The organism is Aquirufa beregesia, assembly GCF_011090385.1.
In the GTDB taxonomy this organism is placed as follows: Bacteria; Bacteroidota; Bacteroidia; order Cytophagales; family Spirosomataceae; genus Aquirufa; species Aquirufa beregesia.
On record NZ_SEWW01000002.1, the window covers coordinates 1 to 15,025 of the forward strand.

Sequence of the window (15,025 nt, forward strand, 5' to 3'; positions counted from 1 at the left end):
GGAAAATTAAGCCCTGTAAGTTTTGAAGAAAGTTGGAATAATAATAAGTTCTTTTCAAAACCAAGATTTACTATTTTTAACAATGAAAAATTATTAGAAACCGGTCAACTCTAATCAGGGAAGTACAATCATCTTGAAACATGAGTTGTATGATAGGAATTATTTGCATTAGGCATTTACATTTCAGCGTTTGTAAATAATAAACCCTTTAATTTCTAAATTTGGGTATACAATAATTTTAGGGACCTTCTACGTATGAAAAAAGTATTCTTTGCTTTGACCTTATTACTCTATGGAAATGTATATGCCCAAAGTACTTTGAGTTCAGCCACATTTAAACCCGTTGAAGTATATCATTCTGAAGATTTATGGATCATTCAAATTTCTGAGAATACATTTGTGCATACTTCGTTTCTTCAAACGAACGATTTTGGCAAAGTGCCTTGTAACGGTATGATCATTAGGGATTCCAAAGAAGTGGTTGTGTTCGATACACCAACCAATAATAAATCTGCTGAAGCTCTAATCAAATACATAAAAGAAAAACTTCAATGTAAAGTAAAAGCCATTGTTCCAACCCATTTTCACGACGATTGTTTGGGAGGTTTAGCTTCATTTCATGAGCATAAAATCCCTTCATTGGGGAATTTTAGTACGATAGAATTAACAAAAGCAAACAAAGTTATTTCTCCTCAATTGGGATTTAAAGACTCTCTAAAATTGAAACTTGGAAATACGTTTACCATGGTAACTTTTTTTGGAGAAGGTCATACCAAGGATAATGTGGTAGGCTATTTCCCTAAAGAAAAAATACTATTTGGTGGCTGTTTAATAAAAGAACTAGAAGCCACAAAGGGTTATTTAGGTGACGCTAATATTGGTGAGTGGTCAAATACTGTTGAGAAAATTAAACAAGCCTATTCCGATGTGAATATAGTTATTCCTGGTCACGGGAAAATAGGTGGAAGAGACCTGCTTGATTATACCATTAAATTATTTAAAACTCAGTAGTTGCCTTTATAATCACGTCTAATTGATTTATCAATAGTTACGGACTTAATCCTGCGGATAGTGGCATATTTAGAAGCAATGAGGAGCAAAATTAGAAAAGAGGTCAATATCGACCTCTTTTCTAATTTTAGGCTGTTGCTCAACCCCTCTTACATTATTTTTGCAAGTTAGTTCAGATCTTTTTAACACTTTGTAGAGGTTCCACTTATCATTTGCACAGAAAAATATATCGTAAGCATGAAAACATAAGGAAATGCATCTACTTCTAGTACTAAAAATATAAGATAATTTGGATAATTATGCTGATTTTTTCTAATCACATATAATAAGGGCAGATTTAAAATATAGTAAATTTTGAAGTAGTTGGGTTTATTAATAAAGAGAAAGTGCTTTGTATCCCAAATTTACAGTTTTTGGCAGTCAGAAAAGGAGGTACTTACATCATTAGTGGTTGTTTTTCCGCCAGCGGCCATACCAGATCAAGAAACCTGTTACCGGTAATGAGGCAATCATTAAACTCATTAAAAAAGCGATTATCTTTCCGGTTAATCCCAATACCGAACCTACATGTATATCATAATTTAGGCGTAATAGTTTATCTGCAGTATTAGCTTCTTGGTAATGCCCCCAAATATGATTTACACGAAGCTCTTTAAGTGAAAACGGATTATAATAGACATAATCACTCCTCCAATAGGTATCATAACTTGGATTTATTACCACAGAGATACTAGAATTTTCCGTCTCGGGAGGGTGCAGCTCAATATGAGCAAAATTAACTCCAGAAGAGTAATATTTATGATATAGAGCGTCTAAAGGTTCGTTAGTTACAGGAGCAACATGTCTAGATAGAGGCTCTTCATATACCAGGCTTTTTTCCCCGCCAAAGGCTTGATGGTACCAATTCGCAAAATTGGGCATCACCCAAACTAACCCAGTAATGATAAACAAAAGCGCAAAAGAGATAGTATAAAAGCCAATTATACTATGTAAATCCCAATTTTTTCTTTTCCAATTGGCACTGCTTTTCCAGTTGAACCAAATGCGTTTTTTGAGTATATACCAGTTTTTGGGAAGCCATAATATAAAGCCGCTCAATACTATGGTGAAAAATAACAGTGTAACTATTAATACCAGTATCCTCCCCATATCTTGCGGAAGCCATAAATACATATGCCCCTTGAGGATGAATGGGAAAAATCCCTCTTCCATATTTTGCGTATGCAACACCTTTCCTGAATAGGGATTGATGTACATGATGTAATAGTATAAAGGAACCTGATGGTAGAATGTTGCCTCTATCGAATGATTGTCTTTGTAATATTTAATAGAGTGTAAATTTTTACCAGGTAATTCTTTACGGACAATCCGCCGAATTTCACTCGGTAATAAAACAGGCTTGTTTTCTTTTATCACAAATCGGTATTCATCAGTAAAATCTTGAATCTCTTTTTGAAAAGCATAAAAGCAACCAGTGACGGATATGATAAACACCAATAGCCCGATAATTAAACCGAGCCAAAGGTGTAGTGTTCGGATGTATTTTTTGATCACTTAGTTAGAACCGATTAGAATTTATAATTAAACCCAAGAGAAATGGATCTCAAGCGCTGAGGAGTAACAGTGCTCCATCCTGCATAATATTGGGTATTGGCCAGGTTATCAACTTTCAAATTGATACTATAATTGTTTACGGTATAAGCTAGAGATGCATTGATAATGGTATAACTTGGTAGGGTAAAGCTACCAATGTTGGCTCGGTTTAAAGAACGGAATTCACTGGCATAATTGGCACCCAAGCCGAAGCTAAATCCTTTTAATACCGATTTTTGAACACGGTAAGTTGCCCAAAAGTTAAATAGGTCGGCTGGTCCTGCTTCTTCAGTTCTCAAGCCCAAATATCCGCTATCTGGCGTATCTTTTTTCACTTTATTTTCATTATGGCTATAGCCTGCAATGATACTTAGTCCTTCAATAGGGCTAGTCACCATACTCAATTCAAATCCTTTGCTTTCAACCTCACCTCCTTGAATGGTGTTGTTTATATTATTGGGGTCAGACATTGTTTTATTGGAAACAAGGATATTGTAATAACTGGTTGTAAGAGCGATCTTGTCTTTGTACAAATTGGTTTTGACGCCTAATTCCCATTGATTAGCATGTTCTGGCTCAAGGATTTTTAGAGTAGGATTATTGCCACTTACATCAGCCACTTCTATAGGACTCAGATTAATAAAACCGTTCATGTAGTTACCAAAAATGGAAACCTTATTCACTATTGGCTGGTATACCAAACCAAGTTTTGGAGAGAAAGTGCTTTGTGATTTTAATTGATCTGAACTCCAGATGGATGGATTTCCTTGGAAATTGTCCAAACGCAAGCTCATCATGGCTGAGAACTTCGGTGTGAAATTGATTACATCAGAAACATAGGCACTCAAAATTTTAGTTTCAGCAATCGAATTTCCTTCTGCAGAATTGATCAACAATTGATCAATACCCTGGGTAGTTAATTTGCCGTTATCGGTTTGGTCATTTAGTGATATTACACCATTGGCAACCCAGCCCGTACTGTAATTTTCAACCTGTTTGATCAGGTAATCTATACCCACCAACAGTTTGTTTTTGAAAGTACCTAGGGTAAAATTACCTACAAAATTTTGCTGGATATTAATCGTATTGGTTTCGCCATCGCGTTTTGAAATATATCTGGTAAATTCATTTCCATTAGAAGAATCCCATAGGTACTGATAATAACCGTTGGTTTTGGTATGACTTCTTGATAAAATCGTTTGTGAGGTCCAGTTATTGGAAAATTTATATAAAGCTTGCGACTGAATGCTAAAACTTGGGTTTTTCATGCTAAGGCTATTTCCTGTATAAGATTTCTCATAACTTTTTTCAAACAGATTGATGGCATTGAAAGATAATGGAGCATATCTGTTCAGGAAGATCATAGGTGCATTGGCAGCCTCAGCATTTTTAAATTCCGTATTGAAAAGGAAAGTCAATTTATTGCTGGCATTGATTTTCACACTGGGAGCCACGTAAAATGCTTTATTGAAACCCGCATCTTGGAAACTTTTTTCATATTGATTGGCCATATTTAAACGAGCGAAAACTTTATCCCCCAATGGGATATTGATATCGGCCGTAAAGCGGTTCAGTCCATAACTGCCGGATACATAGCCTACTTCACCACCAAATTTTTCGTAAGGTCTCTTGGTTACAATATTGATCAATCCGCCATAAGCAATCAGGCTACCACCATACAAGGTACCTGATGGGCCTTTAATCACTTCAATGCTCTCAATATTGGCTGGATCAACTGTTCCATTTGAAATATTGGGCATACCATTCATCATAGTAGGTTGTAGTGCAAATCCTCTCATACTGTAAAACTCAGCTCCGTCGCCACCTCTTCCCGTACTTTCCCATAGTCGGGTAATACCTGTTGCATTTTTTAAGGCATCATTTAAATTCGTTACTAATTGGTCTTTCAATAAATTTTTAGAGATGGTATTATAGACCTGAGGGTTTTCCAAGTCTTTCAAAGGCATTTTAGATACGGTGACACTAGAATCGATTTTATAATCATTTCGGTATGCAGTTACTGTAACCTCTGACAATTCTTTAACAAAAGTGGTGTCTTTTTGTATTTTTTGGGCAAATGTGGTGATGCTCAATAGCATCAATGGCAATAAGGTGTATTTTTTCATGTTTTTATTTGGACTAATTCTAAATAAGGACAAATATAGCAGTTGAAGCGTCCAATGCAAGCCCTTATTTAAAATAATTCTAAATAATGATCAAGATCACCCAATGTATTAGTTAACTAATACTGATTTGAGTATTAAGTAAAAATGGTGTTGAAGGGAATATTATACCTTGATTTCAGTCGGAAATAGACCCGTTTGAATGGATTTGCATTTTGTACATTCGGGTATTCGATTTTAGATTAAAGTAGTAGTAAGAGATTAGGGGATAGGAAATACGAAGGGCGAGTTTTCTACGAATTAAGATGATATTAGGATGAATAAGAATAACCTCAAGGCTAGGAATTTGATAGCTATTTTGAGCCAAGGGAAACTTTTTACTATTTCCCTAAATGCTAAAAATTTTCTCTGAACGTCTTGAAAATGTAAGGGAATGCACGAGCTAAGAATGATAGTTATTAAAAAAAGGAAAATAGTATTTTAGGCATAATCGTTGATTTCGCTCTTAAAGGGATTACTATTAGTTTGGTTTATTAAGTCGTTGAATGTTTTTATTTAAATCTTGCTAGGAAAAAGGTAGAATAAATGAATGCCTCCTGACTGGCCCTTAACTCCTCTTACATTATTTACAACCTCAATTGAGGGGCAGGTCCATGGAGCAGCCTAAATGAAACCGAATAATCGGCTAACCTACTTGACTTTGACAACCACTTTTCCTTTAGTTCGCCCACTGGAAACATAGTCCATTGCTTCATTCAATTGATCAAATGGAAAAGTTTTATCTACCACTGGTTTGATAACTCCAGCATCAATCAAATTGCCAATTTCTGACAATTGTTTTCCGTTGGCTTTCATAAACAGAAAGGAATAATCAACGTCTAGTTTCTTTGCCTGATTTCTGATTTTGCTACTTATAAAAAACATAACCATTTTCATCAACCAGGATGAATTGATTTCTTTTGCAAATGCAGGATCTGGGGGGCCTGAAATAGAAATGACTTTTCCTCCCGGTTTCAAAATTCGTAAGGACTTTTCAAGCGTTTTGCTGTCTTGACTGTTCAAGACCACATCGTAGTCTTGGAGTATTGTTTCAAAATCTTGCGTTTTGTAATCAATCACAACATCTGCTCCTAAACTTTTAACTAACTCAAAATTAGCAGCACTTGTGCTTGTAGCCACCGTAGCACCCAAATGCTTTGCCAATTGAATAGCAATTGTTCCTACACCGCCAGAACCAGCTTGAACAAAGATTTTTTGACCTTTTTTAAGCTTTGCTTTTTCAACAATCGCTTGCCAAGCCGTTAATGCCACCAAGGGAAAAGAAGCAGCTTCTTCAAATGAAATGTTTTTTGGTTTTATGGCTAAATCATGTTCATTAACAGCAATAAATTCTGCAAAAGTACCAATATGATAATCGGCAGGACGAGCAAAAACTTCATCGCCGATTTTGAAGCGGCTGACTTTAGAGCCTACTTCAATAACTGTTCCCGCAAAATCGTGTCCTAAAATCAACGGAAATTTGTAAGGCATGAACAATTTAAATTCGCCCGTTTTAAGTTTGATATCTAATGGATTTATACTTGAAGAATGAATCTGAATTAAAACTTCGTTGTCTTTTGCCTTGGGCTGTGGAACCTCTGTTATTTGAAATTTATCTTCTTTGCTGTAACGGTTTATAGTATACGCTTTCATTTTGTTCTTTTATTTTAAATATTTTTCAGCATTTTTGGGATTTACTAAGGCAAATGCCAATTTCGGGAAAATTCGATTCAAAAAGTAAAATACGCCAGTGTAGCCCATTCGAATGGTGTATTGATTTTTTTGTAAACCCATAATCAGCCCTTTTATTAGTTTTTCAGGGCTCATTTTTTGAATCTTTCTATGTGCAATTAATTCGGTTTCTACAGCAGGAGGTAATAGCTCAAAAACTTTAACTGGGCTGTTTGCAATTCGCAAATGTTCTCGAAGCGACTTTGTATAAAACCCTAATGCTGTTTTAGTTGCAGAATAAGTTGCTTCAAGCAATGAAGGTACATAACTCAAAACGGACGTAGTGTTGATTATGGCCCCTTCTTCTCTTGAGTTTAACATATTCATAAATAGATTATTTAGCCGAATGACAGCTATATAATTGATGTCCATTTCATAAACAGCACCTCGTACATGTTTGTCGTTCGCTACGCCTAAATTGGACGGCATAACACCAACTCCTGCGTTGTTGTAAAGAATGTCAATTCCACCCATCAGTTCAATTTGTTTATAAAGTGCCATGGCATCTTCTTCCTTTGCTACATCACTTTTTATAGCTATTAAATCTGGATAGCGTGTTTTAGCCGTATCTAACTTGTCTTGATTTCTGCCTGTGATAATGACTTTTGTGCCTAATTCCAAGAATTGTTTAGCGGCTTCTAGTCCAATCCCGGCGCTGCCACCAGTAATCAAAATTGTTTTATTTTTTACGTTCATGTTGTCTTTGTTTTAGAAAACGTATAATTTCACTTTCAAATTGCAAGTGCAAAGCTAATAAAGCACTTTTAAATTGCAAGTGATTTTAAACTAATTTATGAAAAACAGTAAAAAAAGGTCCGATTGTCCAATTAGTTGTTCCTTAGATATTTGGGGCGACAAGTGGTCGCTGATTATTGTTCGAGATTTAATGTTATCCAAACAATGTACCTATGGTGACTTTCTGAAATCAGACGAAAAAATAGCGACCAATATTTTGGCCTCACGCCTGCAATCGCTTGAGGAAAATGGAATAATCAGTAAATCTGACCATCCAGACAGTAAAGCAAAAGTCCTTTACAAGCTGACAAAGAAAGGAATAGATTTGCTACCAGTGATGATAGAAATTAACTTGTGGGCAGATAAGTATTACGATCTACCAGCAGACAGAAAAGAAGAATTGAAAGAAGTAAAAAAGGACAAAGAAAAATTTATTAAAACAGCGGTCAAAGACTTAAAAAAAGGGATCAATTAATTTGCCTTGCAACAGACAAACTCAGGTTTAATGGTGTAAGTTCCTACTAACTTTCCCATCAGAACTCACAATGCAAGAGTTACTTATAGCTGCAACTTTCGTCGAAATGAGGAGTAATCTAAAATTACTTACATGCTAAATCGAGGGGAACTTCGGTGTTAGCTGTTTAAATGAATTGACTACATGATATCCCTTGGCCTACATCAACAAAATGGGGTAATTAACCATGGGAGGTCGTACTGAATTTTACTTGGATTTTCTGGTAAACCTACACCTTTAATGGGATTGTATGGAAAATGATATAAACACATAATCCACTCTGAAGAATGGATTATGTGTAAGGAGTTTATTTAAATAATTGTGGCGCAAAAGTATTTAAATAGATCCTCCAATTGGACCAAGTATGGCCGCCAGAATTCACAAAAAACGTATGTTTTAGTCCATTTTCTGTCAAAGTCTTGTCTAATAATCTGGCTGGTTCAATTAAGAAGTCGCTATCTCCACAGGCTAAGAAGTACAGCTTATAACCGGCTTTTTTCAAATTTTGAAATTGCTGATTGTAATCTGCCTTTGCTTTTTCATCAGCCATCCTAATCCCATTACTTAATGGACAGATGTAGCTAAAGAAACCAGGATTCAAATTCGTAACACGAATCGTATGCCCTGCCCCCATGGAAAGCCCAGCTATGGCTCTAGATTTTGGATTGGCGATGACTTTATAATTCTTTTCAATATAGGGAACGATGTCCTTCATAATGCTATTGACATACAAGTCTGTAAATCTAGGATCGTTTCGTTCAAAGGTTTTTTCGGGCAACAGAGATGTTTTGGCGGCTTGTTGTCCTGGATTCCCATTCGGCATGACCACGATCATAGGTTTTGCCAATCCTTTTTCAATCAAATTATCCATAATTTGGCATGTTCTCCCCATCGTATTCCAAGCATCTTCATCCCCTCCAGCACCATGTAATAAGTATAGCACAGGATATTTCTCTTTGCTAGATTCATATCCAAAAGGAGTATAAACAAACATTCTTCTGTTAACACCGATGGTGGGAGAGTCATACCATACTTGAGATAAATTGCCTCTGGAATTAGCTTCAAAATAATTAGTGGCTACATCACCTGGTACAAGTAAGACACTTAAATAGCGGGTTCCATCACGTTGCATGAGAATGTTGTTGGCATCTGTTACAGCTAGGCCATCGACAATAAAATGGTAGGTATATAGTTCCGATGAAGGTTTGGTTACTCTGGCTGTCCAAAGTCCCGACTTGTCTTTTTTCATTAATACCGACTGTGTAGGTTTTTCCATCCAAGAGCCATATAATTTAACTGTATCGGCATAGGGATTTGAAATCCTAAAAAAGACTTCCTGATCTTTTATTTCTGGGGAAATGATGGGTTTTTGTCCAGCAAAGTTGGCTAACTCCTGTGCATAGGATCCTACAGCCAAGAATAGTAATAGAATTGAAAGTATATGTTTCTTTTTCATGTTATCAATGTTTAAATGTATACCGTTGGATTCAATTTACTTGAAAAGTAATTGTCCAAATGTATTTAAATAGATTCTCCAATTGGCCCAGGTATGGCCACCCGGAGAAACAAAAAATGTATGGCCTATTCCATTTTTGGTAAGAGCGGCTTCTGTCGTTTTTGCCATTTCCCAAAGGAAATCATCGCTACCGCAAGCAAACCAATACAATTTATATCCTGCTTTTTTTACACCTTGAAGTTTAGACTCAAATTCAGGTGTGATGGTACGAACCCCGATACTTAGTGGACAGATGTAATTGAATGTTCCGGGGAATTCATTGGTAACGCTGATGGTATGTGCTCCACCCATAGAAAGCCCTGCGACTGCTCTTGAATCTGCATTGGGAATGGCTCTGTAATTCTTTTCTACATAAGGAATAATGTCTTTTACAATACTGTTAATGTATAAATTCTGAAATGCGGGATCATTGCGATCATATATTTTTTCATCCATTAATAATGTTTTGGCAGCCTTTTGACCAGGATTTCCATTGGGCATTACGCAAATCATAGGCACGGCTAATTTCTTTTCAATTAAATTATCAAGTATCTGAACGGCTCTTCCCATCGTACTCCAAGCATCTTCATCTCCACCCCCGCCATGTAGTAAATAGAGAACGGGATAATTTTGATTGGATGTTTCGTATCCATAAGGTGTATAAACATACATGTGCCTATTGCTACCAATAGTGGGCGAATCATACCATACTTTTTTCAAATTACCCCTTTGATTTGCCTCAAAATAATTTGTCGTGGTCTTTCCAGGAACCAATAAAACACTTAGATACCGAACGCCATCACGCTGTAAAAAGATGTTATTCACATCATTGACTGTCATGCCATCTACAATAAAATGATAGGTATAAAGCTCAGAAGCAGGTCTAGGAACACTAACAGACCAAGTACCTACTGAATCTTTCATCATATTGGTAGATGAATCAGAGCTCTTCATCCATGACCCATATAGCCGAACTAGTTTTGCTTTGGGAGCAGAAATGCGAAATATGACCATCTTTTCTCCTATTTCTGGTGAGATGATGGGTGCCCTTCTGACATTTGCCAATTCTTGGGCCTGCGAGGTAATGGCAGAAATAAACAAGAAACAAATAATGGCAAAAGAATACATTTTAATAAATCGGACTTTTGTTTTCATGAGGTATGGTTATTTTAATTTATGACTATTAACGGATAAAATAGAATTTTTAATTTACAAATTATTTTGGAGTAAGGTTCTCCATTCATGTATTTAGTGGAATTTCATTCATAAGTTTATTAAGGCAAATCGTTTTAGAAATGCATTTGGTACAGGCAGATGTTTAGTTCTTATGGTTTAGGAGAATTTAGAAAAGACAGCTATAAAAGAGCTAGAAAATTGAATTAGTCATTTGGCTTGCAAAAGACTAGGTCAAGTTTAACCCTTTAATCTCCTAATCATTACAAATTCCGCTTCTTTTTTTCACGAATGGCATAATCAACGGCCCGAGCCGTTAGTGCCATGTAAGTTAGGGATGGATTTTGAGTAGATGTGGATGTCATACAAGATCCATCTGTGACAAACACATTTTTACAATGATGCATTTGGTTAAAAGCGTTCAGCATGGACGTCTTGGGGTCTTTTCCCATTCTTACTCCGCCCATTTCATGATTTTCATTTCCTGGCAAGCGTTTAGTGTCTATGGGCTGTATATTTTTAAAGCCTGCAGCCTCATACATTTCGGTAAATTGCTGATGAAAATCTTTTAACATCTTCTCATCATTTTCGTCATAACCCACCGAAACTCGTAGCTGGGGTATCCCATACTTATCTTTTAATTGTTTATCCAAGCGAATGGTAGAATGTGCCTTAGGAATGGTCTCCCCCATCATTCCCACATTGATGTGCCAATTTCCCAACTTTTGTGCCAATAAGGATTGCTTTAAAGATTCTCCCACTAAGTCTTTGGCATTTTCAATGACCCTACTTGCAGAAAGGTTACTTGCATAGCCTCTCAAAAAATCCGTTTCTTGTTGATATACATTTCTAAATCGTGGGATATACCCAGATGTTGGTCTTTTCCCCTCTGTTTTATAGGCTAAATCTCCATCATATTCTGCTGTAATTCTACCTCGATAACTATGAAAAGCCATGTGCGTACCCAAAATACCAGAATCATTTCCTAGGCCATTGGGGAAGCGAGAAGAAATGGAATTCAACAATATTAAATTAGTCGCTAAAGGAGAGGCGTTCACAAAAATAATGGAGGCAAAATATTCCTCCATTTCATGAGTTAATGCATTGACCACTCGAACCCCAATGGCTTTGTTTTTCTTCTCATCATAAATGATGGAATGAGCAATGGCATACGTTTTTAGCGTTAAATTTCCCGTTTTATATGCGGCAGGTAAAGTGGCAGAATTGCTACTAAAATATCCACCATAAGGGCATCCCCGCTCACAAAGTGTTCGATTTTGGCACTGGCTTCTACCCACGGACATGTGGATTTTATCAGCTTGACTTAAATTGGCTGTGCGTGCTATAATAACATGTCGATCTGTATACTTGTTTTTAAGTACTTGGCCAAAATGTTTTTCCACACAGGATAATTCATATGGCTTTATAAAATCACCATCTGGCAGAGTTTCTAAGCCATCTTTATTGCCAGAAATTCCAACAAATTTTTCCACATAACTATACCAGGGGGCAACATCTTTATAGCGAATAGGCCAGTCGACCGCAAAACCATCACGAGCTGGACCAGTAAAATCAAAATCACTCCAACGCTGCGTATGACGGCCCCATAAAAGAGATCGGCCTCCTACATGGTAGGCCCGAATCCAATCATAGGGTTTTTCTTGAATGTAGGCTTGTTCTTCGTCTTTCGTTAAAAAATGGGAAGTGGCTTCGGTGAAAATAAAATTTTTGCTGGCAATTTTGTATTCTTTTCTTAGCTCCAAAGGGACCTGTCCTCCATGGGGGAAATTCCATGGATTGTGCATGGCAGTTGGGTAATCGGTCACATGTTTTACGTCTCTACCTCGATCTAAAAGGAGTGTTTTTAACCCTTTTTCTGTGAGTTCTTTGGCAGACCATCCACCACTAATGCCGGAGCCAATCACAATTGCATCAAACGTATTTTTATCTTTAACACTCATTTTTTACTGCCAATATGTTGAAAAGTTTTTTGAAAAATGAGGAATGGCAATTTCTGGCTCCTGTATCTCAGGGTGCCAAAGTTTTTCCCATTCAAAACTATAATAGCCCGCATACCCTCCCAATTTTAAAGCATGAAGAGCTTCTCTAATCGGGGCATGTCCTTCTCCTAAAAGCGTGTATTTTTCTCCTACATCTGATACAATCGCGTCTTTAATGTGCGTGTGTAAAATATATTTTTTCAATAGGGAGTATACAATAGCGGGGGGCTCTTTCGTAATCGACCACATATTAAAGAAGTCCCAAACCAGACCTACATGGGCATGATTTGTTTCTTGCATGATGTGCAGGAGCATGTCACTTTTTATTACTTTACCATGGGATTCCAGAAGGACTTTTACGCCAGAGGTTTTTGCAAAATCGCCTAATTCAATCAATGATTGAATGATGGCATTGACGGTTTCTTTTTCTGGCTGATCTTTTGGTAGGTCATTAGGAAATACACGAATAAAAGGGCAGGATAAATGGTTTGCTAACTCAATGTATTTTTTGGCCTCATCCAAATTGCTTTGTCTCTTTTTAGGGTCTAAAAAATGCATATTGGATGATGAACCCAAATTGACAATTTTCAACCCTGCATCTTCCACTTGCCTCCGAGTAGACGAAATATTCGTTGGCGAAAAGATTGAATTAGCGGGAAGGTCTAAATCCCCTTTTATTCCTCTTATTTCAATTCCTGAATACTTATTTTCTACTGCCTGCTGAATGACCTGTGAAAAATTCCAAGAAGGACATCCTAAAGTTGAAAAAGATAAAAGAGCTTTAGGAGGATTGATTAAATGTAAGGCTGATAGGCCAAATAGCCCCGAGCTTTGTTTTAAAAATTCACGCCGGTTTTTCATTTATTCCCCTTGATATTACATTGAATGTAATAAAATTATCTATAAGTTATATGAAATGAAATCACTATTAGTGCAATTACAGAAATCTTCTAAAAATGGAATAACTATTATCTTATTGATTTTAATAAGATTTGGATTCTTATCTTGGGAAGGTATAAGCACCTTTACATTATAGAAATATATTTATGGCTGGTATACTTGTAGAACTACTTCTTTCCTGGATTATACTTTGGTACTTTGATAAAAGTAATCTTTTTTCATTGGGGATTACACCTACTTTAAGTCGAATTTTAGATTTGATTTTTGGTCTTGTAAGCTCTTCTATCATATGTGGTTTTGGTCAATACCTGGTGATTTATTTGTCCAATTCGGCCGTAGAATTTAATCCTAATTTTACCCTTTCAACTTTTATTTCCAGCCTTTATTGGATGCTGAAATCGGTACTTTATGAAGAGCTAATTTTTAGAGGAGCATTGCTGTATATAGCCATTAAAAAGTTGGGCATTAAAAAAGCCTGTATGTTATCCTCTGTTGCATTCGGGATATATCATTGGTTTTCATATGGAGCTCTAGGTAATATTCCACAAATGGGGTATATCTTTATTTTGACTGGATTTGCTGGGGCCTTTTTTGCCTTTTCATTTGCCTATTCCAAATCCATTTGGTTACCCATTGGCCTACATTTGGGATGGAATGTAATCTCTAGCATCGTCTTTTCCCAAGGAGCCTTAGGGGCTCAAATGTTGCTCATTCATGGTGGGCAAAAAATCGGATATATTTGGTCTTTTGTATATTTCATTTACCAAATATCTGTTTTACCTATTCCCATTTATTTCTATTTACGAAATAAATCTGGGTTTTCTTTGGTGTAGAAAACAGTTTACTTTTGTAAGTAGGTTGGACTTATTAGACCCAATTTTATTGCGCTAAAATTATATAATTTAGGTTTCCCTCATGAATACACTTGCAGCTTTTAAAGAGTCATTACAGCATTCTTCTCCTGAAACGCATCATTCTGCTATGTTAAAAAGCCTGTGGTATGACGGAAAAGGAGACTGGGATAAAGCACATGCACAAGTAGACCAATTAAACGACAAGGATGCTGCTTGGGTACATGCCTATTTGCATCGGAAAGAAGGAGACTTGTGGAATGCGGATTATTGGTATGCTAGGGCTAAAAAAATTAGACCAAGCAGCTCTTTACAAGAAGAATGGGAAAACTTAGTAGAACAGTTTTTGTAATCAAATTAGGGTTTAATTACTGAAAAATTTGATTTAGAATCGATCAATCTTAAAAATTGGGGGTAAAATCAATCATCCATTCTATCCCATATTTATCCCGGAACATAGCAAAATAAGATCCCCAGGGGCTAGTAGACATGGGCATTTCTATGTCACCTCCAAATGAAAGTCCCAGGTATAGTTTGTCAGCCTCTTCCTTACTTTCGGCCTGTAAATATATTTTACTTCGGTTTTCATTTTCATTGACTGTTCCCATAAATTCAGGTACATCACTTCCCATTAATGCACTGGAGTTCTCTATGCTTAAGACTATTTGCATTATCTTATTGGCCTCTTTATTAGGGAATGAAAATGCTGGATTGCCAATATCTTTAAAACGTAATATTTTGGTTATTGTACCTCCAATTACCGATTGGTAAAACAAAAATGCTTCCTCAGCATTACCATTAAAATGTAGATGTGGATTGATTTTTGACATAAGATTTACATGTTAGCTGTTTCTGCGTGT

General features: G+C 36.4%; 13 protein-coding genes. 4 read left to right on the forward strand and 9 right to left on the reverse strand.

Annotated elements, in window-relative coordinates:
• Positions 1 to 255: 255 nt before the first annotated feature.
• A complete protein-coding gene (bla, locus tag EWU23_RS03855; RefSeq protein WP_166229053.1) occupies positions 256 to 1,011 on the forward strand; it encodes a subclass B1 metallo-beta-lactamase in 756 nt (251 codons plus the stop codon).
• A gap of 444 nt (positions 1,012 to 1,455) precedes the next feature.
• On the opposite strand, the gene EWU23_RS03860 is transcribed toward bla, so the two are convergent.
• From EWU23_RS03860 to EWU23_RS03875, 4 genes are all read right to left on the reverse strand, one after another.
• Positions 1,456 to 2,565, reverse strand: coding sequence for a PepSY-associated TM helix domain-containing protein (locus EWU23_RS03860; protein WP_166229055.1), 1,110 nt, complete (start codon positions 2,563 to 2,565; stop codon positions 1,456 to 1,458).
• Between the two features lie 14 nt (positions 2,566 to 2,579).
• Positions 2,580 to 4,730: a TonB-dependent siderophore receptor gene (locus EWU23_RS03865; protein WP_166229057.1), complete on the reverse strand. Its 2,151-nt coding sequence runs from the start codon at positions 4,728 to 4,730 to the stop codon at positions 2,580 to 2,582.
• 687 nt (positions 4,731 to 5,417) lie between these two features.
• Positions 5,418 to 6,419: an NADP-dependent oxidoreductase gene (locus EWU23_RS03870; protein ID WP_166229059.1), complete on the reverse strand. Its 1,002-nt coding sequence runs from the start codon at positions 6,417 to 6,419 to the stop codon at positions 5,418 to 5,420.
• Between the two features lie 9 nt (positions 6,420 to 6,428).
• Positions 6,429 to 7,193 (reverse strand): SDR family oxidoreductase, encoded by a 765-nt coding sequence (locus EWU23_RS03875; RefSeq protein WP_166229061.1) that lies wholly within the window; start codon positions 7,191 to 7,193, stop codon positions 6,429 to 6,431.
• 97 nt (positions 7,194 to 7,290) lie between these two features.
• Here EWU23_RS03875 and EWU23_RS03880 point away from each other — a divergent pair, with 97 nt between their 5' ends.
• Positions 7,291 to 7,707, forward strand: a complete 417-nt coding sequence (locus EWU23_RS03880; RefSeq protein WP_166229063.1) for a winged helix-turn-helix transcriptional regulator — start codon at positions 7,291 to 7,293, stop codon at positions 7,705 to 7,707.
• A 346-nt stretch (positions 7,708 to 8,053) separates the two neighbouring features.
• Here the strand turns inward: EWU23_RS03880 and EWU23_RS03885 are convergent, their stop codons facing one another.
• The 4 genes from EWU23_RS03885 to EWU23_RS03900 all read right to left on the reverse strand — a co-directional run bounded on the left by EWU23_RS03885 (position 8,054) and on the right by EWU23_RS03900 (position 13,275).
• The gene (locus EWU23_RS03885; RefSeq protein ID WP_166229065.1) at positions 8,054 to 9,202 is read right to left on the reverse strand and encodes an esterase; all 1,149 of its coding nucleotides are present in this window, start codon (positions 9,200 to 9,202) and stop codon (positions 8,054 to 8,056) included.
• A gap of 36 nt (positions 9,203 to 9,238) precedes the next feature.
• Positions 9,239 to 10,396: an esterase gene (locus EWU23_RS03890; RefSeq protein ID WP_166229067.1), complete on the reverse strand. Its 1,158-nt coding sequence runs from the start codon at positions 10,394 to 10,396 to the stop codon at positions 9,239 to 9,241.
• 281 nt (positions 10,397 to 10,677) lie between these two features.
• Positions 10,678 to 12,375, reverse strand: coding sequence for a GMC oxidoreductase (locus EWU23_RS03895; protein WP_166229069.1), 1,698 nt, complete (start codon positions 12,373 to 12,375; stop codon positions 10,678 to 10,680).
• Positions 12,376 to 12,378: 3 nt separating this feature from the next.
• Entirely contained in the window at positions 12,379 to 13,275 is an 897-nt protein-coding gene (locus EWU23_RS03900; protein ID WP_166229071.1) for a sugar phosphate isomerase/epimerase family protein, read from the reverse strand.
• A gap of 185 nt (positions 13,276 to 13,460) precedes the next feature.
• On the opposite strand from EWU23_RS03900, the gene EWU23_RS03905 reads away from it, so the two are divergent.
• Together EWU23_RS03905 and EWU23_RS03910 are read left to right on the forward strand one after the other, a co-directional pair.
• On the forward strand, positions 13,461 to 14,147 hold the full coding sequence (locus tag EWU23_RS03905; protein ID WP_166229073.1) for a CPBP family intramembrane glutamic endopeptidase: 687 nt from the start codon (positions 13,461 to 13,463) through the stop codon (positions 14,145 to 14,147).
• An 82-nt stretch (positions 14,148 to 14,229) separates the two neighbouring features.
• Positions 14,230 to 14,517, forward strand: a complete 288-nt coding sequence (locus EWU23_RS03910) for a hypothetical protein (RefSeq protein WP_166229075.1) — start codon at positions 14,230 to 14,232, stop codon at positions 14,515 to 14,517.
• A 49-nt stretch (positions 14,518 to 14,566) separates the two neighbouring features.
• On the opposite strand, the gene EWU23_RS03915 is transcribed toward EWU23_RS03910, so the two are convergent.
• Entirely contained in the window at positions 14,567 to 14,995 is a 429-nt protein-coding gene (locus EWU23_RS03915; RefSeq protein WP_166229077.1) for a VOC family protein, read from the reverse strand.
• Positions 14,996 to 15,025 lie beyond the last annotated feature (30 nt).

What these genes read in the sequence shown, in the direction of transcription:
- EWU23_RS03870 (WP_166229059.1), bottom strand. Translation starts at nt 6,419, where the DNA reads ATGAAAGCGTATACTATAAACCGTTACAGCAAAGAAGATAAATTTCAA.
- EWU23_RS03880 (WP_166229063.1), top strand. Translation starts at nt 7,291, where the DNA reads ATGAAAAACAGTAAAAAAAGGTCCGATTGTCCAATTAGTTGTTCCTTA.
- EWU23_RS03905 (WP_166229073.1), top strand. Translation starts at nt 13,461, where the DNA reads ATGGCTGGTATACTTGTAGAACTACTTCTTTCCTGGATTATACTTTGG.
- bla (WP_166229053.1), top strand. Translation starts at nt 256, where the DNA reads ATGAAAAAAGTATTCTTTGCTTTGACCTTATTACTCTATGGAAATGTA.
- EWU23_RS03865 (WP_166229057.1), bottom strand. Translation starts at nt 4,730, where the DNA reads ATGAAAAAATACACCTTATTGCCATTGATGCTATTGAGCATCACCACA.
- EWU23_RS03900 (WP_166229071.1), bottom strand. Translation starts at nt 13,275, where the DNA reads ATGAAAAACCGGCGTGAATTTTTAAAACAAAGCTCGGGGCTATTTGGC.
- EWU23_RS03885 (WP_166229065.1), bottom strand. Translation starts at nt 9,202, where the DNA reads ATGAAAAAGAAACATATACTTTCAATTCTATTACTATTCTTGGCTGTA.
- EWU23_RS03890 (WP_166229067.1), bottom strand. Translation starts at nt 10,396, where the DNA reads ATGAAAACAAAAGTCCGATTTATTAAAATGTATTCTTTTGCCATTATT.
- EWU23_RS03910 (WP_166229075.1), top strand. Translation starts at nt 14,230, where the DNA reads ATGAATACACTTGCAGCTTTTAAAGAGTCATTACAGCATTCTTCTCCT.
- EWU23_RS03875 (WP_166229061.1), bottom strand. Translation starts at nt 7,193, where the DNA reads ATGAACGTAAAAAATAAAACAATTTTGATTACTGGTGGCAGCGCCGGG.
- EWU23_RS03915 (WP_166229077.1), bottom strand. Translation starts at nt 14,995, where the DNA reads ATGTCAAAAATCAATCCACATCTACATTTTAATGGTAATGCTGAGGAA.
- EWU23_RS03895 (WP_166229069.1), bottom strand. Translation starts at nt 12,375, where the DNA reads ATGAGTGTTAAAGATAAAAATACGTTTGATGCAATTGTGATTGGCTCC.